At 42.8% G+C, this 19,356-nt stretch carries 19 protein-coding genes; 18 read left to right on the forward strand and 1 reads right to left on the reverse strand.

The genetic code is table 11. The features are described from left to right. Positions 1 to 186: 186 nt before the first annotated feature. Both ABKW31_RS03195 and ABKW31_RS03200 read left to right on the forward strand, forming a co-directional pair. Positions 187 to 1,308, forward strand: a complete 1,122-nt coding sequence (locus tag ABKW31_RS03195) for an ATP-binding protein (protein ID WP_348615188.1) — start codon at positions 187 to 189, stop codon at positions 1,306 to 1,308. A gap of 3 nt (positions 1,309 to 1,311) precedes the next feature. Continuing rightward, entirely contained in the window at positions 1,312 to 2,664 is a 1,353-nt protein-coding gene (locus tag ABKW31_RS03200; RefSeq protein ID WP_348614754.1) for a sigma-54 dependent transcriptional regulator, read from the forward strand. A 10-nt stretch (positions 2,665 to 2,674) separates the two neighbouring features. Here the strand turns inward: ABKW31_RS03200 and ABKW31_RS03205 are convergent, their stop codons facing one another. Then, a complete protein-coding gene (locus tag ABKW31_RS03205) occupies positions 2,675 to 2,908 on the reverse strand; it encodes a hypothetical protein (RefSeq protein ID WP_348614755.1) in 234 nt (77 codons plus the stop codon). A gap of 181 nt (positions 2,909 to 3,089) precedes the next feature. Here ABKW31_RS03205 and fliE point away from each other — a divergent pair, with 181 nt between their 5' ends. The 16 genes from fliE to flhA all read left to right on the forward strand — a co-directional run bounded on the left by fliE (position 3,090) and on the right by flhA (position 19,348). Further along, entirely contained in the window at positions 3,090 to 3,419 is a 330-nt protein-coding gene (gene fliE, locus ABKW31_RS03210) for a flagellar hook-basal body complex protein FliE (protein WP_348614756.1), read from the forward strand. A gap of 10 nt (positions 3,420 to 3,429) precedes the next feature. Then, on the forward strand, positions 3,430 to 5,136 hold the full coding sequence (fliF, locus tag ABKW31_RS03215) for a flagellar basal-body MS-ring/collar protein FliF (protein ID WP_348614757.1): 1,707 nt from the start codon (positions 3,430 to 3,432) through the stop codon (positions 5,134 to 5,136). A 71-nt stretch (positions 5,137 to 5,207) separates the two neighbouring features. Beyond that, positions 5,208 to 6,245 (forward strand): flagellar motor switch protein FliG, encoded by a 1,038-nt coding sequence (gene fliG, locus ABKW31_RS03220; RefSeq protein ID WP_348614758.1) that lies wholly within the window; start codon positions 5,208 to 5,210, stop codon positions 6,243 to 6,245. A gap of 32 nt (positions 6,246 to 6,277) precedes the next feature. Continuing rightward, positions 6,278 to 7,069 (forward strand): flagellar assembly protein FliH, encoded by a 792-nt coding sequence (gene fliH, locus ABKW31_RS03225; protein WP_348614759.1) that lies wholly within the window; start codon positions 6,278 to 6,280, stop codon positions 7,067 to 7,069. Then, complete coding sequence (gene fliI, locus ABKW31_RS03230) at positions 7,066 to 8,400, forward strand: flagellar protein export ATPase FliI (protein ID WP_348614760.1); 1,335 nt, start codon at positions 7,066 to 7,068, stop codon at positions 8,398 to 8,400. The genes fliH and fliI overlap by 4 nt, the downstream gene beginning before the upstream one ends. A 37-nt stretch (positions 8,401 to 8,437) precedes the next feature. Next, the gene (gene fliJ / locus ABKW31_RS03235; RefSeq protein ID WP_348614761.1) at positions 8,438 to 8,884 is read left to right on the forward strand and encodes a flagellar export protein FliJ; all 447 of its coding nucleotides are present in this window, start codon (positions 8,438 to 8,440) and stop codon (positions 8,882 to 8,884) included. Between the two features lie 186 nt (positions 8,885 to 9,070). Next, positions 9,071 to 11,524, forward strand: coding sequence for a flagellar hook-length control protein FliK (locus ABKW31_RS03240; RefSeq protein ID WP_348614762.1), 2,454 nt, complete (start codon positions 9,071 to 9,073; stop codon positions 11,522 to 11,524). Positions 11,525 to 11,607: 83 nt separating this feature from the next. After that, entirely contained in the window at positions 11,608 to 12,132 is a 525-nt protein-coding gene (gene fliL, locus ABKW31_RS03245; protein ID WP_348614763.1) for a flagellar basal body-associated protein FliL, read from the forward strand. A gap of 26 nt (positions 12,133 to 12,158) precedes the next feature. Next, positions 12,159 to 13,217 (forward strand): flagellar motor switch protein FliM, encoded by a 1,059-nt coding sequence (fliM, locus tag ABKW31_RS03250; RefSeq protein WP_348614764.1) that lies wholly within the window; start codon positions 12,159 to 12,161, stop codon positions 13,215 to 13,217. Positions 13,218 to 13,235: 18 nt separating this feature from the next. Next, positions 13,236 to 13,640, forward strand: a complete 405-nt coding sequence (gene fliN / locus ABKW31_RS03255; RefSeq protein ID WP_348614765.1) for a flagellar motor switch protein FliN — start codon at positions 13,236 to 13,238, stop codon at positions 13,638 to 13,640. Beyond that, the gene (fliO, locus tag ABKW31_RS03260) at positions 13,600 to 14,100 is read left to right on the forward strand and encodes a flagellar biosynthetic protein FliO (RefSeq protein WP_348614766.1); all 501 of its coding nucleotides are present in this window, start codon (positions 13,600 to 13,602) and stop codon (positions 14,098 to 14,100) included. The genes fliN and fliO overlap by 41 nt, the downstream gene beginning before the upstream one ends. Then, the gene (gene fliP / locus ABKW31_RS03265; protein WP_348614767.1) at positions 14,093 to 14,848 is read left to right on the forward strand and encodes a flagellar type III secretion system pore protein FliP; all 756 of its coding nucleotides are present in this window, start codon (positions 14,093 to 14,095) and stop codon (positions 14,846 to 14,848) included. Before fliO ends, fliP begins: the two co-directional genes overlap by 8 nt. Before the next feature lie 4 nt (positions 14,849 to 14,852). Next, entirely contained in the window at positions 14,853 to 15,122 is a 270-nt protein-coding gene (gene fliQ / locus ABKW31_RS03270) for a flagellar biosynthesis protein FliQ (protein ID WP_348614768.1), read from the forward strand. A 6-nt stretch (positions 15,123 to 15,128) separates the two neighbouring features. Further along, positions 15,129 to 15,908, forward strand: a complete 780-nt coding sequence (gene fliR, locus ABKW31_RS03275; protein WP_348614769.1) for a flagellar biosynthetic protein FliR — start codon at positions 15,129 to 15,131, stop codon at positions 15,906 to 15,908. A 12-nt stretch (positions 15,909 to 15,920) separates the two neighbouring features. Further along, positions 15,921 to 17,045 carry a flagellar biosynthesis protein FlhB gene (gene flhB, locus ABKW31_RS03280; protein WP_348614770.1) on the forward strand — a complete coding sequence of 375 codons (1,125 nt, stop codon included), beginning with the start codon at positions 15,921 to 15,923 and terminating at the stop codon, positions 17,043 to 17,045. Positions 17,046 to 17,248: 203 nt separating this feature from the next. Beyond that, positions 17,249 to 19,348: a flagellar biosynthesis protein FlhA gene (gene flhA / locus ABKW31_RS03285; protein ID WP_348614771.1), complete on the forward strand. Its 2,100-nt coding sequence runs from the start codon at positions 17,249 to 17,251 to the stop codon at positions 19,346 to 19,348. The last annotated feature ends 8 nt before the right edge of the window (positions 19,349 to 19,356 follow it).

Consider the following 19,356-nt stretch of genomic DNA (forward strand, 5'->3'; position numbering starts at 1 on the left):
ATTCGTTAAGTTTATGATTTTAAACATAAACTACTTTGGCATGCCCTGTGCAGTAGCTCTTCTGTAACTAATCTGTCTAAGTATTGACGAGAGGAATATATGGCAAGTAGTGGATTGTTAAAAGAAGAGCATGTTCAGAGCCAATGTTTGACTTCGAGTTCTGTAAACCGTTTAAACAATACCGCCATGGTAAACAATGTCGAACTTGGTGCGTCCGGTACTAGCGAAGAACTTGCTAACCTGCGTCAAGAAGCCGCAAGACTTAATCACATATTGCAAGTAATGCCTGCAGGCGTTGTCGTTGTTGATGGTAATGGCTGGGTAAAACAAGCGAATCAACTTGCAGCCGATTTATTGGGTGAACCTTTAGAAGGACAGCGCTGGCGGACTATCATTCATCGCTCATTTAAACCACAAGCAGATGATGGTCATGAAGTTTCTTTGATTGATGGACGCAAGGTTAAACTCTCAATAACCCCATTGGTGAATGAACCTGGTCAATTAATCGTTTTAACCGATTTGACCGAAACGCGCCAATTACAGCAACGTATTGGCCATTTACAAAAGCTGTCTTCGCTGGGGAAAATGGTTGCGTCATTGGCCCACCAAATTCGCACCCCCTTATCTGCTGCAATATTGTATGCTGCCAATTTATCCAACAATACTTTGAGTAAAGAGTCTCGCTCTTCATTTGCGGATAAATTGCAATCGCGTTTACGTGATTTAGAGAGCCAAGTTAACGATATGTTGCTGTTTGCAAAGAGCGGTAGCGAGCAAGTGGTCAGTCGTATTTCCTTGCAAAGCTTGTTACAAGAGGTTCAGGCGGGCGCTGAGGTGATGTTAAGTCGTCAAGATGCGCTGTTGCAAGTCAATTTACCGGACCCCGATATTCATATTCTAGGCAATAAAGTGGCTCTAGCCGGTGCCTTACAGAACTTAATCCACAATGCCCTAGGATTTAAACCAGTAGGCGCCATTATTGAGCTAACTGCGAGTCGTGATGTTCAACACGCAAATCGGGTTAATATTTCGGTGGCTGATAACGGCCCGGGTATTAAGAAAGAGCATCTTAAACAGATTTTTGAACCTTTTTTTACTACCCGTCCCCATGGCACTGGTCTGGGTTTAGCCGTGGTTAAAACGGTTGCCCAATCGCATCAGGGTAAGATTTCAGTAACAAATAACTTGAATGGTGGCGCCTGTTTTACCCTGCGTTTACCTGTTCTTGCAGAGCAAACAACGCAAGTGAGCTCATTGCATGATTCTGCCCAATCAAAACAACACTTTGCCAATGTAGCGAGGAACTAAAGTATGTCGCAAGCAAAAATAATGATCGTAGAAGACGATGCCGGGTTACGCGAAGCCTTAATTGATACGCTAGAGTTGGGTGGTTATGAAGTCGTTGCTGCTGACTGCGGTGAGCAAGCGTTAATTAAATTAGGTGAGCACGTTGTTGATTTAGTGGTCAGTGATATTCAAATGGGCGATATGAGTGGCCTAACACTCCTTAAAAATATTAAACATCGCCATGCAAACCTACCGGTTTTGTTAATGACCGCCTACGCGACTATCAATGATGCGGTGCAAGCAATGCGTGATGGTGCGACAGATTATTTATCTAAACCGTTTGCACCTGAAGTATTACTTAATTTAGTGGGACGTTATGCCCCCGCGCACAAAGTAGAATCATGTACGCCAATTGTTGGCGATCCCGCGAGCACACAATTATTAGAGTTAGCCAAAAAAGTGGCGCGTTCTGAAGCAACGGTTATGGTATTGGGTCCAAGTGGCTCAGGTAAGGAAGTCTTGGCGCGCTTTATTCATGACCAATCAGCCCGCAGTCAGCAAACTTTTGTCGCGATTAACTGTGCAGCTATTCCTGAAAATATGCTTGAAGCGACTTTATTTGGTTATGACAAAGGTGCCTTTACCGGCGCAGTGCAAGCTTGCCCAGGTAAATTTGAGCAAGCTCAAGGTGGTACTATTTTACTTGATGAAATTAGTGAAATGGACCTGAGTTTGCAAGCCAAGTTACTGCGTGTTTTGCAAGAAAAAGAAGTAGAGCGCTTGGGCAGTCGCAAAACGATTGCACTGGACGTGAGAGTGATCGCTACCAGTAATCGCAATTTGAAGAAAACCGTCGACAATGGCGAATTCAGGGAAGATTTATACTATCGACTTAATGTTTTTCCTCTAACGTGGTTACCTCTCGATAAACGACCTGGCGATATTATTCCCTTAGCCGAGCACTTAATTGAAAGACATTGTCAAAAACAAGGCAGTGTTATTCCAAAGTTAACTGCGGCCGCACGCAGTAAATTACTGCAACATGCTTGGCCAGGTAATGTTCGTGAGCTTGAAAATGTTATTCAACGCGCATTAATCCTAGCTGAGCCTGCGCAAATTGATGCTATTGATCTGATGATTGAGCAAGATCAGCCTTTCACTCACAATAGTGGCCAAGCTGCTACTGGCGATAAGTTCGAAGATGACAGTAAGTTAGGCTCCGAACTGCGTCAGCAAGAACATCAAATCATTCTTGATACCTTACAAAGCTGCAAAGGGCGACGCAAAGATGTTGCCGAGCGTTTAGGGATCAGCCCAAGAACCCTACGTTACAAGTTAGCAAAAATGCGTGAAGTAGGTATTGAATTACCCGCTTGATGTGGGGAATTTATCCAGCTGGGCGCAAAAATTCGAGTTTGGACTGCGACGACAGCATTCTGCTGCTGAGTTGACGAGTCAATGGGTGTTGTAAGACATCTGAGAAACTACTTTTAACGACATCGATATTGACGATGTCGTTTTTTATTGTATGCGATATTCCATAATCTGATGAGGAGCCGCTGTGCTGTGCCTCGTCAGCTATTTCCACTTTGATTCTGTTTATTTTCAGTTCCACTTTCATACAATTTCAAATGAAGTCAATTAAATGACGCTTTTATTTCTGCTTATGAAATTATAAGTGCATGATTAATATAGTAATAGTTAATTTTTGCGGTTGCTATATGTTGGCATTTAGCTTGCTATATCAGTTTATGAAACGTTATTAATTCGCCATCAGGTGAAGTGAAACTCGGAGCAAGCCAATGGATATTAAAGCACAGTCAGTATACCAAGAATTTCAAAGCATGGCAGGGCTAGGCAAAGTCGGCTTAGGTGAAAACCTCACTAATTTGCAAGAGAATCCTTCATCTTCTAATTTTGCAGAAATGTTAGGAAAAGCGATAGATACCGTTAATACCATGCAATTAGAGTCGAGAGACAAAACCATGGCGTTTGAGATGGGCGATAAAAGTCTGAGTTTAGCTGATGTGATGGTAGCAAAAGAAAAGTCGAGTATCGCATTTGAGGCCACCATACAAGTCAGAAATAAAGTATTGGAAGCCTACAAACAAATTATGAATATGCCGGTTTAGGAGTTAACTCGTGGCTGAAGCAACAGGTACTGAATTGGCAATGGGTAACATGGGAATGGATTCTTATGGTAACGAGCCTATCGCAGAACAAAAATCCGGTTTTATGGATTCCATCGGTGGCACTGACTTAATGCGTCAAGTGGTGCTCATTATCGCCTTAGTCATTTGTTGTACCATTGCGATAGTGGTCTTTCTTTGGGCAAATGAACCTAACTACCGGCCACTTGCATCGATGCAAACTCAGGAATTAGTTGAAACCCTTGACTACTTTGATCAGAACCAAATCGATTATCGGCTGGAAGGGAATACGGTTTTAGTTAATAGCGAACAATATCAAAGCATTAAATTAGGAATGACACGTCAAGGACTGACCCAAAGTGATACTGAAGGCGCCGATATCATTATGCAAGACATGGGCTTTGGTGTAAGCCAACGTGTTGAAAAGGAGCGACTCAAACACTCTCGAGAATTACAAATCGCCAATACCATTGAAGAAATGACCGGCATCACGCGAGCTAAAGTGTTGTTAGCCTTGCCGGTAGAAAACGTGTTTGCTCGACGAGAAAAGCTCGCCAGTGCCACAGTGGTGGTTACTCCGCGTCGTGGCAGTTCTATTAAGAGTGAAGAAGTGAATGCCATTGTTGATATTGTTTCATCAGCAGTTCAAGGCATGGAACCTCAACGAGTTACCGTGACTGATAGCAATGGCAGACTGTTAAATTCTGGCTCACAAAATGCCGATTCGGCGCGCTCACGTAAAGAGTATGAATTAGAGAAACAGCGCGAAAGTGAATATCTCTCCAAAATAGATTCTATTTTGATCCCCGTATTGGGTCTTGGCAATTATACTGCTCAGGCCGATGTTAGTATGGATTTTACCGCTGTCGAGCAAACACAGCGCAGTTACAACCCAGACCTGCCAGCTATCCGCAGTGAAATGACAGTGGAGGATAATAGTACTGGCGGGGTTATTGCTGGCGTGCCAGGCGCACTGAGCAATCAACCGCCCTTAGATGCGAATATTCCAGAGCGAGCTTCAGGCAGTAATAACCAATCAAGTGCACCAGGTCGCAATTTAAAAGAAGCGACTCGTAATTATGAACTTGATACAACGGTGAGTCATACCAAGCAACAAACTGGAGTTATACGCCGTTTAAGTGTTTCTGTTGCGTTAGACTACGTTACCACTACCGCCGCTGATGGCACAGCAACAACGGCTCCACGTGCTCAGGCAGAGCTATTAGATATCCGTCGATTACTTCAAGGCGGCATAGGTTTTGATGTGACTCGTGGAGATTCTCTAGAAGTGGTGAGCATTCCCTTTAGTCGAGAAACCGAATATGTGCCAATAGAGCTTCCGTTTTGGCAAGACCCTGACAATCTTCCTTTGGCAAAACTTGTCGCAGCCTTGATTGTTGGGGTGATACTGGTCTTGTTCGTTCTGCGCCCCATGGTAATGAAACTAATTTACCCTGATGATATTAAGTCTAAAGACGACTATGATGCAGATGAAGCCTTAGATCTTGGTGATGATAGTATTAGTATGTTGGCGCAAGAGTTTGACGAGTCGCAAGTTGGCTTTGCCCCAGATGGCACATTTAGATTACCTGATTTACACAAAGATGAAGACTTGTTACGAGCAGTGCGTGCCTTGGTCGCTAACGAGCCAGAACTATCATCACAAGTGGTTAAAAACTGGTTGTTACATGATGAATAATGCGGCTAAGACTACCAGTGTAAACTGGCTAAATATGTTATCCCTTGGATTTGACTCAATAGGAGCAAACTATGCCTGAAGCAAATGAAGTTGAGGTTACTGGCTATGACGTTAGTAAGCTTGAAGGTGTGGACAAAGCCGCTATTTTATTATTGAGTTTGACAGAAGATGATGCCGCGCAAATTCTCAAACATCTTGAGCCAAAGCAGGTGCAGCGATTAGGGCAAGCGATGGCGCAAATTGACGATATGACCCAGTCAAAAATTACTGCGGTACATCGTCATTTCATTGAAGAAATTCAAAACTACAGCACGATAGGTTTCCAAAGTCATGACTTTGTTAAACGTGCCTTGACCTCGGCCCTTGGTGAAGACAAAGCAGCTAACTTGATCGACCAAATTTTGATGGGCACCGGCGCCAAAGGTTTGGATTCACTGAAATGGATGGATTCAAAACAAGTTGCCAGCATCATTCGTAATGAACATCCACAGATTCAAACTATTGTTATGTCTTATTTGGACGCTGAACAATCAGCTGAAATTTTGAGCCAATTCCCAGAAAAAGTCCGTTTAGACTTGATGATGCGGGTCGCTAACTTGGAAGAAGTACAACCTGCTGCCTTACAAGAACTAAATGAGATAATGGAGAAACAATTTGCCGGTCAAGCGGGTACCCAAGCCGCGAAAATGGGCGGCTTAAAATCGGCTGCAGATATTATGAACTACTTAGATACTAATATCGAAGGTCAGTTAATGGATGCGATCCGAGAGCAAGATGAAGAAATGAGCCAGCAGATCCAAGACCTCATGTTTGTATTTGATAACCTAGCTGATGTTGATGATCGGGCGATTCAGGCCATATTGCGTGAAGTGCAACAAGATGCCTTGCTTAAAGCTATTAAGGGGGCGGATGAAGAATTACGCAATAAGATCACCAAAAATATGTCTAAACGCGCCGCTGAGATGTTAATTGATGATCTCGAAGCAATGGGACCTGTGCGTATCAGTGAAGTAGAAACAGCTCAGAAAGAAATTCTGTCTGTCGCTCGCCGCTTAGCTGACGCGGGTGAAATCATGTTAGGTGGTGGTGGTGGTGATGAATTCTTATAACAGTCAAGGAATTGACTTAGCGAAGTATCTTTATGTCTGAAGAGTCTAAAACGCCAGTCAAGTCTTGGGAACTTCCCTATATGGACAAGCCTGGCAGTGAAGTCGATAAGGCTAGGACCAATGTTTTTAATCGCCGCAATGATTGGAAATATGAGCCTCCAGAAGTTGAGGAGGAAGTGTTTCCCCCCACCGCTCAAGAAATTGAAGCTATTCGAGCAGCTGCTCATGCAGATGGTTTTGCTCAGGGTCAGCAAGAAGGCAAAGAACAAGGCATTCAAGAGGGACAAAAGCAAGGTTATGAAGCGGGCTTGAGTACAGGACTAGAAGAGGGAACTCAGCAAGGTTTGGCCGCGGCACAAGAGGAAATTACCGGCCATATTAATGCCATGACCGAGATAGTTAAACACTTGCAAAAGCCTGTGGCTAATGTGGATAAGATTCTAGAAAGAGAACTGGTGCAGTTAGCTGTAAGTTTAGCGCGAGCGGTAATTCGCAGTGAAGTAAAAACCAATGAGAACTTGATTTTTCAAGCGCTTAGTGAGGGCTTAAAGGTACTTCCTATTCAAGAATCCCGTTATCAAATTCATCTGCATCCGCAAGATTTAGCCTTAGTCACTGCGCAATTTAGCCCAGAAGAAATTGAAAAACAGCATTGGAATTTTATCGAGAATCCACAGTTTAACCGCGGAGGATGTGAAGTTATCACTGAATCTAATGCCGTAGATATTACAATTGAACGGCGAGTTAGAGACGTATTGGACCGCTTTTTATTAGAGCAAGGTTTGAGTAGTATTACTACCGAGGTAGCTGATAGCGACCTATGACCCAAGCCATATTAACTAGAATTAAAGCCCTACAAGAACAGGTCCCGCAGCCACCTATTATTGCTGCAGGGAAACTCGTTAGAGGTATTGGTCTTACCCTCGAAGCGGTAGGTTGCCAGATGCCAGTGGGCAGTCAATGTCTTATTCAAACTATCGATGGTGAAATTGAAGCCGAAGTTGTCGGTTTTGCCGGTACAGTAACCTATTTAATGCCGACCTCAGCAGTTAAAGGGATTGTTCCTGGTTCACGAGTTCAACCTTTAAATCGTGAACAGGGTTTAGCGGTTGGGATGAGCTTATTGGGTAGAGTGGTGGACGGTAATGGTCAACCGCTTGACGGTTTAGGCCCGATCAAAGCCGAAAAGCGAGTACCCTTAACGCGTCCACCAATGAATCCTCTATTACGTAAACCCATTAGGCAGCCACTGGATGTTGGTGTCAGAGCGATTAATGCGCTAATTACCGTGGGCTCGGGCCAACGTATGGGTTTGTTTGCAGGGAGTGGTGTGGGTAAAAGCGTATTGCTCGGCATGATGACCCGAGGCACGACTGCCGATGTTGTGGTTGTGGGTTTAGTGGGTGAAAGGGGCCGCGAAGTTAAAGAATTTATTGAAGATATTTTAGGCGAAGAGGAACGTAAAAAAGCCGTGGTTGTTGCAGCTCCGGCAGATACTTCGCCCTTAATGCGACTCAAAGGCTGTGAAACGGCCGTTACCATTGCTGAATACTTTCGCGACAAGGGAATGAATGTATTGCTCTTGATCGATTCATTGACCCGCTATGCTATGGCACAACGTGAAATCGCCCTAGCGGTGGGGGAGCCACCCGCTACAAAGGGTTATCCGCCCTCTGTTTTCGCTCGGCTACCTGCCTTAGTCGAACGTGCAGGTAACGGCGCAGAGCATCAAGGCTCTATTACTGCTTTTTATACGGTATTAACCGAAGGCGACGACTTACAAGATCCTATCGCAGATGCCGCCCGGGCGATTCTCGATGGTCATATCGTGTTATCTCGCAGTATTGCTGACGCAGGTCATTATCCTGCTATTGATATTGAGGCCTCGATTAGCCGAGTTATGCCAATGGTGGTATCAGCCGAACATGTGCAACAGGCAAGGCGTATCAAGCAAGTGTATTCAAATTATCAACGTAATCGTGACCTGATTAGTATTGGCGCTTACACTCGGGGCACCGACCCGCGAATCGATCTGGCGATTAATGCAGAGCCAGCGATCAACGCATTTTTACAGCAAGGTATGCACAATATTATTGGTTTTGATGACTCATTAACGGCTATGAAAAGTCTTAGTGCTGGTTTGGGTAAGGCCTAGTTTTTATGATGGATTATATTGATAGCGCGGTAATTCAATGTCTATAGCTCAACTCGAGATGGTCGCTGGACTAGAAAGAAAAAAAGAGCAAAAGTTAGTGCAAGATTTTCAGCTTGCTCAACAGCATGCTCTAAACAACAAACAAAAATTAGCCGGCTTAGAACAATATCGATTAGATTATTTACGCCAAGCACAAAATAAAGCCAAACAGGGTATGGCAGCCACCAGTTATGGCCAACACCAACAGTTTATCGGAAAGTTGGATAAAGCTTGTGAACAACAAACAAAAGTCGTGAGTAACGCTATGTTGGTTGCAGAGCAGCGAAGAGTTCAATGGCTGCAACAGCAAAAGAAACGTAAAGCAGTAGAAATGTTGTTAGCAAAGCAACAAAAAACACTTGAACTTCATCTGGCCAAACAAGAACAACATATGCTCGACGAATTGGCTTTACAACGATTTGTACGCAAACAACCTAGCTATTAAATTGACACTTTTCGCATCTTTGGAACAGACCTTGCTACTACTCTAAGTATTACAGTCTGAAGGGCTGTTTCATTTGGCTTATGAGGTAAGAATGCACATGTTTAATCGCCAATTTGCATTAAAAGAGTACCAATTTAAACACTTTTGTTTGGGTTTGTTGTTTAAATATCAAAGAGTTAACTGGTTATGATGCAAAGTATTGCCTCTACTAAATCTGATGTTGCCGCTTTTGCCGCTGTAGGCGAGCAAAACGATTCTGCGCTCGCGGATTCTGAGTTTGAACAGATTTTTCAACAGCAGACTTATCAACAATCGGCCAGACCTACAGCTGAGCATCACGGTGTAAGTACTACAAAAAAAGCAAATCAAGCCAATATCAACCTTGAGCGAGGCCCTGCTAAAAGTGTCGATGCAAAATCTAGCACATTGGCAGAGTCTGAAACAAAAACGATTAGCGCTACCTCAGCAGGAAAAGAGGCAGCAGAGCCACAGCATAAAACCGAGACAAGTGACGGTAGCCAAATTGCTGAAATCCCTGCAGCAGAACAATCACCTCCTGAACAGCTAAACGCTGCGGGAAAGAAAGAGCCTGCGCCAGAAACTCTGTCTGAAGATGAGCAAAACGCTGAGGATTGGTTGGCTTTGGTGAACCAATTACAGTTGCTTGGTACGGATGAAAAAGCTGTGGTCCAAAAGCAGAACAATAGTCCTGAATTAGTGACAGAAAACGAGATAGTAGTTGATGAAAGTAATCTATTACTATTGCTTAATGCTCTACCTAAGGAGCAAGATTTGCAAAGTGTATTAAGCAACGCTGGTTTTGCTTCGCTTGATGAGCTTAAATTAAAAATGAGTGAATTTGCGAGGAAGGCGCCCGCAGAGTTTGCAGCACTATCGGCAGAGTTAAAAGCTGATCCCTCAATAAGTAAAGTGATTAATTACTTAGCAACGTTTGATGAAAGTGCCAATAAGCTCAATGTTAGTGGGGCAACATCGGCAGAGTTAAAAGCTGATCCCTCAATAAGTAAAGTGATGGATTACTTAGCAACGTTTGATGCAAGTGCCAATAAGCTCAATGTTAGTGAGGCAACATCGGTTTTAGCACCAATAAAAAATGAAAATTCTGAAATGCAATTATTTGCTGATGATGTCACTCGACTGTTAGCAAATAATCAATTGAGCGCGAGCGAGATTAAGCTTGTGCAACAAGCATTGGCTAAGGCTATGGATAAGAGTCACTCTATCAATCCTGAATTAGTTGAGCTGGTACAAGCTAAATTAAGCTCATTGGGTAAAGATGGTTCAGCTAGCGAGGCCAAAAATCTAGGTACTCAAACGACAGATGAGTCGCTATTACAAACTGTTGAGTTAAGTCGATTACTGGCCAAAATAAACCAAGGTGAAAGTGCGGGCTCGTTAAACAGTGAGCTGAAAACACAAATTAACTTACCCAAAAACGAATTAGCAGCTAAAACTCAAGTGTCCAATGAAACTTCAGTTACGGATAAGGTCAGCCCCCTTGCTGACGATAGTGATTTAGCGGGGCTAATTGCTCCAAAGATCTTAATTACTGAGCCGCTAATCTCTGCAGAGCCAAATAACAATTCGAACGTAGGTAAGGCTGAAAAAGTCGAGATAAGTCAAGCAAGTAGCACGAATGCTGATAAATTAGTGGCCAATAAAGTGGCGACCGATAACGACTTAAAAGCATTAATTGCCTTGCCCAAAGAACAGCTTGATGAAGCACTGATTAATATAGCTCAGCGGGTTGCTACATTGTGGGCGGATGAGGCAAAAAATCAGCAAAAAAATATCGATGTTCCGAAACTTACTAGCGACGCTGTAGTGGTCAATTCAAGTAACGGCGCTAAAGATATATTAGCTGCTTTAAAAGCGGGCGTCAGTGAATTTAAAGCACAAATGGCGGCGGGGCGAGAGCCAGGAATTGACCTCAGTGCTTTGGTTAATCAAGCTATCGCTAAAACCAGTGATGCTGATGTATCCGTGCAAACGGCGAAAAGCCTTGAGCAAACATTGTCGGGTCTGAGTCAAGCGCTCAGTGCTGCCAGTCAGATAGAGGCAAGTTCGCAGCAACGACAAACATTGGCTACGATGGAGGCCACTCTAGAAAAACTATCGACTCAATCTGAACATTTAAAAATACAGACGCAAAGTCAAGTTGAAAGCAAATTAGATAAAGCCATAAATTTGGCAAAACCTGAAGCACATCTGCAACTTGCAGAAAAAGTTCGATGGATGGTTAATACCAATAATCTCATTGCTGAAATTCGTTTAGATCCAGCAGAGCTTGGATCTATGCAAGTCAAAGTGGCGTTAAAAGCCGAGTCGGCCTCAGTGAGTTTTGTGGTGCAAAGTCATCAAACTCGTGATGCTTTAGAAACTGCCACACCTAAATTGCGAGAGATGTTAGCGGAAAAGGGCATCGAACTGGGCCAATCAACTGTAAGACAAGACAGTCAGTCTAAACAAGACAATCAAGGGCAAGCGCAGCAGCAAACCAAGGCAAACCAAGGATTTATGACTGATAGCAATGAAGGCTTTAATAACGATGAAACCTCTATGGCTCGCCAAGCCGTTAACCATCGTCAGGCCTCGGGTGGAATAGATTACTTTGTTTAAACCCGGTTTTTGTCGGCTATCTACTTGTGATTTTAAGTGGCAGGTAGATAATAGCGAACAATACTACCGATACTGAGAGAGCTATGGCTGAAGAAGAATTAAAAATGGAAGAGGGCGGCAAAAAACGCAAAATGATTATTATCATAGTTGTTGCGCTTGTTTTGCTTGTTGGTGGTGGTGCTGCAGCCTTCTTTTTGTTAAGTGATTCTGAAGAAGCACCTGCGGACACATTAAATGCTGAAACGCAAAGTGTTGAAACAACGACTGCTAGTGCGCCGTCGCAAACCGGGTCAGCACTCTATGTCGCGATGCCAAGACCTTTTGTGTTTAACGTACCAGGTTCAAGTCGTGACCGCTTAGTCGAAATTAAAGTGCAGTTGATGTTGCGTGGCTCAGATAATGAAGAGCAAATTAAAATGCATATTCCCTCTATAGAGGGTGCGTTATTGAGAGTGTTTAGCACAGCTAATGCTGACGATTTAGTCACTGAGGCAGGTAAAACAGCTATTCGCGATAGCGCACTGAAAGAAGTGCAGAAAAAAATGCAAGAAATTACCGGCAAGCAACTCGTGGAAGAAGTGTTGTTCACGGGTTTTGTGATGCAATAACAGTTAGTTAGCAAGAGAGAACACCATTGAGTGATTTATTATCCCAAGACGAAATCGACGCACTATTACATGGTGTCGACGATGTTGAAGAAGAAGATACTAGTGGACGTGATTCAGACGGTTCACTGCTAGAGTATGACTTTTCTTCACAGGATAGAATTGTACGTGGGCGTATGCCCACCTTGGAGATTGTGAACGAACGTTTTGCTCGGCATATGCGCGTCAGTTTGTTTAATATGATGCGCCGCTCGGCAGAGGTATCAATCAACGGTATCCAAATGATTAAATTTGGTGAGTATATTCATACCTTGTTTGTACCCACCAGTTTAAATATGGTGAGATTTAGACCATTAAAAGGCACCGGTTTAATTACCATGGAAGCCCGACTGGTATTTATCTTGGTGGATAACTTTTTTGGTGGTGATGGACGCTATCACGCGAAAATCGAAGGGCGAGAATTTACTCCAACTGAACGACGCATTATTCAAATGTTATTAAAACTAATATTTGAAGATTATAAAGAAGCTTGGGCACCGGTGATGGATGTTTCCTTTGAATATTTAGATTCAGAAGTGAACCCAGCCATGGCAAATATTGTCAACCCAACTGAAGTTGTGGTAATCAGCTCCTTTCACATAGAACTTGACGGCGGAGGTGGAGACTTCCATGTATCTTTGCCCTATTCGATGTTGGAACCCATTCGAGAGTTGTTGGATGCTGGTGTTCAAAGTGATAAAGAAGATACCGACTTACGTTGGAGTAAAGCCCTTCGTGACGAAATCATGGATGTTAAAGTTGAATTAACCACACATATGTTGGATGTTGAGTTGACGCTTAGAAAACTCATGGAATTTAAACCGGGTGATATTATCCCCATAGAGATGCCAGAACATATCACCATATTAATTGAAGAGTTACCGACATTTAGAGCTAAGTTAGGACGCTCTAGAGAAAATGTTGCTTTGAAAATTACCGATAAAATTCCGCGTCCGACCTCTGTTAAGTCGGAATTGCAATTATTAACGAAAGGCGGTCGCAGAATAGATAGCGACGCCGAATTACAAACTCTTGAATTAGATTTGTAGTCAATAGGAGAAAACTTGATGAGTGGTGATGACGAATTAGATGATTGGGCTGCGGCTATGGCAGAACAAGCTGATGAAGAGGGAAAAGAAGGCCAAGATGGCGTTCCTCGTGTTGCTGAATTTGATGAATTTGATGAAGATCGCGAAATTACACCCGCTGAAAAGCGTAAGTTAGATACGATCTTAGACATTCCTGTCACCATTTCAATGGAAGTAGGCAGAAGTACTATTAGTATTCGTAATTTGTTGCAACTCAACCAAGGTTCAGTGGTTGAATTGGAGCGCGTTGCTGGAGAGCCATTAGATGTTTTAGTAAATGGCACGTTGATTGCTCATGGAGAAGTAGTAGTAGTTAACGACAAATTCGGTATTCGCCTAACAGATGTTATTAGTCAATTGGAAAGAATCAAAAAACTCAGGTAATAAATTACCAATAAAATCAAGGGCTTGGTTGGTGCTTGGCCCTTTATTATTCCTCTCTTTTGGTGCTCAAAGTGAGCCCCAATCCCTATCAAATCCCACATCAATAGTGTCAATTTTTCTTTCATTATTGTTGGTGATTGCAGTTGTTTTCATGTTGGCTTTCCTTATGCGACGGTTTAACGTCACTTCTTCTGGATCGTCACAACTCAAAGTTGTTGCCTCAATGATGGCGGGAACTCGCGAACGTGTGATTGTTATTGAAGTGGGCGGGGAGCAACACCTGATTGGGGTGACCGCTCACAACATCAGCCATTTAGCGACGCTTTCACAACCATTGTCAGACACTAAGCAAACTGGTGGAGAAAACTTCAAAGATAAATTGGCTTTATTTATGGCGGGTAAATTAAACCCTAACCATGAGCAAACCCAAAGAGCGAAAAAAGGACAAAATGATGAATAAGTTATTTTTGGGGATATTACTTACTTTATTATTTGTACTTTTTAGTTCAGCGGCCATCGCGGAGCCGGGCATTCCCGCCTTGACGGTAACTGACAATGGTAACGGTGGACAAGATTACACCATGACCTTGCAAGTCTTGGCGATTATGACATCACTGAGTTTATTGCCGGCGTTTGTGATGATGATGACCTCGTTTACTCGCATCATTATCGTACTGTCAATTTTACGTCAAGCCATTGGACTGCAACAAGCACCGTCAAACCAAATACTGATAGGCGTTAGTTTATTTTTATCGATGTTTATTATGGCGCCGGTATTTGAAAAAATAAATGAAACTGCGCTACAGCCTTACTTAAATGAAGAGATTACTTCCCTTGAAGCCTATGAATTGGGCAAACAACCCTTACGCGCTTTTATGTTAGCGCAAACCAGAGTGAAAGATTTAGAAACATTTGTGCAAATCGGCGGCATGGAAGGCCAATTTGAAGATCCGCAAGATGTGCCAATGAATGTATTGATACCTGCTTTTGTAACTAGCGAATTGAAAACTGCTTTTCAGATCGGTTTTATGTTGTTCATTCCTTTTCTTATTTTGGATTTAGTCGTTGCGTCAATTTTAATGGCTATGGGTATGATGATGTTGTCACCGATGATTGTGTCATTACCCTTTAAGTTAATGCTTTTTGTGCTGGTCGATGGTTGGAATTTGATTTTTGGCAGTTTAGCTAACAGTTTTGGAATGGGGTGAAATAATGAGTCCTGAAGTCTTTGTTGAGATATTAAAAGAAGCGCTACAAATGGTGATTTTGTTGGTTTCTGCCATCATTTTACCTAGTCTATTTGTCGGTTTAATTGTTGCTGTGTTTCAAGCAGCTACCTCTATCAATGAGCAAACCATGAGTTTTCTTCCTCGTCTTATCGTAACCCTATTAGCCCTCAGTTGGGGTGGTCATTGGTTAGTACAAAAGCTTATGGATTTTACCTTTTCCATGGTAGAGCGCATTCCTGAGGTAGTTGGGTAACAGGTTATGGAAGTCGCCACTGATACCATCATGCAATACCTGACTGATTTATTGCTGCCGTTTATGCGCGTATCCGGGATGTTTGCAGCTATGGTCGGTATCAGTGCCAAGTCGGTACCCACCACGACTAAGGCATTATTAACTTTATTTTTAACGATGTTGGTGATGCCTTTAGTTCCACCTGTTTCCATAGGAGAACTCTTTTCTGTTGGGACTTTTTTGCTGGTCTTTCAGCAATTAATTATTGGCATAGCGATTGGGTTTATTTCAAACATGGTGCTCAATACTTTTGTTTTGGCTGGCCAAATAGTAGCGCTGCAAACGGGTTTAGGATTTGCATCAATGGTTGATCCTGTCAATGGTATAAATGTGCCTGCTGTGGGGCAATTTTACCTCATCCTTGCCACATTAATTTTTTGGGCTTTGGATGGGCATTTGGCAATGATCAGAATGATAGTACTCAGTTTTGAAGCTCTGCCAATTGGTGAGGCTTGGTTGACGGGGGAACAATTTCGTGAAATAGCACATTGGGCAAGTTGGATGTTTGTATCGGCCATTACTATATCGCTCGCCCCAATTATTTCTTTATTAATCGTTAATTTGGCGTTTGGCATAATGACCAAAGCGGCACCACAGTTAAACGTTTTTAGTCTTGGTTTTTCAATTGCGCAAATTATGGGGCTATTTATTATGTGGCTTACCTTGGATAATTTAACCCATCACTTTGAAGTACTTTGGGATCGGGCTCAGTTGTTGATGTGTCAACTTCTGCAAGTCTGTCAATAAGGGAGAGTAGCCATGGCTGATGAGAGTGATAAGACCGAAGACCCCACGGGAAAAAAGGTCGATGATTCGCGAAAAAAGGGGCAGATTGCCCGTTCAAAAGAACTTTCTACTGCCTTGGTTTTAGTGATCAGTGGCATTGGTTTTATCGTCATGGGATCAAGTATTGCTGAAGCACTTTTCAAAATCAGCCAGCGCACTTTTACCTTATCTCGAGATGAAACTTATGACTATAACCATATGTTTCAGGCTTGGGGTTTAGCCATTGAAACGATCAGCTATCCTGTTTTACTGTTTTTAACGATTGTGGCCATTGCCGGTATTTATGGCAATATTGCGTTGGGTGGCTACAACTTTACTTGGGAATCAGCCTCAGTTAAAGCGAGTAAACTTAATCCATTAGCAGGCTTGAAACGCATGTTTGGTATGAATGGTTTAGTTGAACTATTAAAGGCTCTGGCTAAATTTTTCATTGTTGCAGCTATGGCTTATTTTGCGATGAATATTTTCCATGAAGAAGCTTTACACATCGATATGGAATTGTATCCAATGAATTTATTCCATGCCATGGATATGGTCGAATGGAGCTTTTTAATCATGTGTTGCGCCCTGATACCCATCGCCGCTTTTGATGTGCCCTATCAGGCATGGAAACATAACAAAGAAATGAAAATGTCTAAGCAAGAAGTCAAGGATGAGCGCAAAAATTCCGATGGTGATCCTCTTGTTAAAAGTCGCATTCGACGTCTCCAATACCAGAGTGCTGCAAGGCGCATGATGCAGGAGGTTCCGACCGCGGATGTAGTCGTTACTAACCCAACTCATTATTCCATTGCCCTAAAATACGATAAACAGGGAACAAAAGCGCCGACGGTAGTAGCTAAAGGCGTAGATGAACTGGCCATGCATATTCGAAAAATTGCTAATGCCCATGAAGTGCCAATTATTGAATCACCGATGTTAGCCCGTGCAATCTACTATTCCACTGAAGCGGATCAAGCGATTCCTGAAAAGTTATTTATGGCTGTGGCTCAAGTATTGGCCTATGTCTATCAATTAAAAGCCTACAAAAATGGTAAGGGAAAACGTCCTAAACCACTCAGAAAAGACTTACCTATCCCGCCAGAATTAAGACGGTAAACTATCGGATATCGGATATCGGATATCGCATATCGTTATAAAATTTATGCTTAGTTAGGCTGATTGTCAGCAAAGTTTGCTCTGCGCAAGACCTAATTACTTAGGTCTTGCTCAAAATATAAGCATGTGTTTTTAGCAAGCTCAACTTGGCTTACTAGTTGCATTCTGACAAGTAATCGCAAACAAGTGTCAAACTTTCGTTCATGGAACTAGCCAGTTATTTTAATCAGTTCGACAAAAAGCAATTAAAGAATGTTGCTTCAGGACTGGGTGCGCCCATTGTTTTGCTCGCTATTCTGGGCATGGTTATTTTACCCATGCCCGCCTTTTTATTGGATATATTATTTAGCTTTAATATCGCCCTCTCCTTAGTGGTTATTTTAGTGGCAATGCTCACTAAAAAGCCGGTTGATTTTGGTATTTTCCCTCTGGTGTTACTGATTGCTACAGTACTACGCCTTGCTCTAAATGTTGCTTCAACTCGCATCGTATTGCTGGAAGGACACGAAGGTGCTGACTCTGCAGGAAAGGTAATCCAAGCCTTTGGAGAAGTTGTCATCGGCGGAAACTTTGCGGTAGGTATCGTTGTTTTTGCTATTTTGTTAATTATTAACTTTAAGGTAGTTACCGCTGGTGCTGGCCGTATTTCTGAGGTGAGTGCTAGATTTACTTTAGATGCTATGCCCGGTAAGCAAATGGCTATTGATGCCGATTTAAATGCGGGCTTTATTGATCAAGATGAAGCGCGTAAACGCCGTATTGAAGTGACCAGTGAAGCCGATTTTTATGGCTCTATGGATGGAGCATCGAAATTTGTAAAAGGAGATGCGGTAGCTGGGCTTTTTATCATGTTAATTAATATTGTTGGCGGTCTATTTATTGGCATGATCCAACATGATTTAGGTTTTGGTGAAGCGATTGAAATCTATACTCTATTAACCATAGGTGATGGATTAGTTGCTCAGATCCCATCACTTCTTTTATCTGTTGCAACGGCCATTATTGTTACGCGGGAAAATGACTCCCAAGATATGGGGCAAGAGTTAACTAAACAGTTGGGTAACCAACAAGCGCTATGGATAACCTCGGGTATTTTGTTTGTTATGGGCGTGGTGCCTGGGATGCCTCATGTGGCCTTTCTAGGTTTTAGTGCCGTGGTGGGAGGCTACGCTTACTTTACTTACTGGCGCGCCAAACAAATTGCAAATGAACCGCAATTACTAAGTAATTTGCCGGAACAAAGTCGTCAACCAAGTGAAATTAAAGAACTGGGTTGGGATGATGTGCAACACGTTGATACCATTGGCCTAGAAGTTGGTTATCGTCTTATTCCTTTAGTAGACAAAGCCCAAGGTGGTGAATTATTAACCCGTATTAAAGGCGTGCGTAAAAAATTATCGCAAGAGCTGGGTTTTTTAATTCCTCCCGTGCACATTCGCGACAATTTAGATTTAAACCCCAACAGTTATACCATTTCGATGTTAGGTGTCACGGTGGGGGATGCTGAGCTCAGTCACGATGATGAGCTAGCGATTAACCCAGGACAAGTCTTCGGTAAAGTAGAAGGTAAAGCAACCAAAGATCCTGCTTTTGGCCTAGATGCCGTATGGATTAAAGCCAGTCAACGCGAACATGCTCAAACACTGGGTTATACAGTCGTTGACGCGGCAACAGTTGTAGCAACCCATTTAAGTCAATTGTTGACCAATAATGCCTATCAATTATTAGGCTACGAAGAGGTTCAGCAACTGCTCGACTTACTGGCCAAAAATAGCCCCAAACTAGTTGAAGGCCTAGTGCCAGATATATTACCGCTAGGTACGGTGGTCAAAATTCTGCAGACCCTGCTGTCTGAAGGTGTGCCGATTAGAGATATGCGTAGCATTGTACAAACCCTTTGTGAGTATGGTCCTAAAAGTCATGATCCTGACGTACTAGTTTCAGCCGTGCGTATTGCATTGAAACGCCTAATTATTCAACAAATCAATGGTGGTTCTAATGAGATCCCAGTCATAACATTGGCGCCAGAACTGGAACAAATGTTGCACCAGTCTTTACAAGCTGGTGGGGCTGATGGCGCAGGCATAGAGCCTGGCTTGGCAGAACGCTTGCAAACCTCATTAGGCGAAGCCTCACAACAACAAGAGTTAGCAGGTGAACCTGCTGTATTATTGACGTCAGGCATGTTGAGACCGGTTTTATCTAAGTTCTTGAAACATTCAGTGAGTGGATTACACGTATTGTCATATCAGGAAATTCCAGATGACAAACAAATTAAAATAGTCAGTGCCGTCGGTAAGTAGGCCAGTTA

This window comes from Paraglaciecola sp. 25GB23A (genome assembly GCF_040012495.1).
GTDB lineage: Bacteria > Pseudomonadota > Gammaproteobacteria > Enterobacterales > Alteromonadaceae > Paraglaciecola.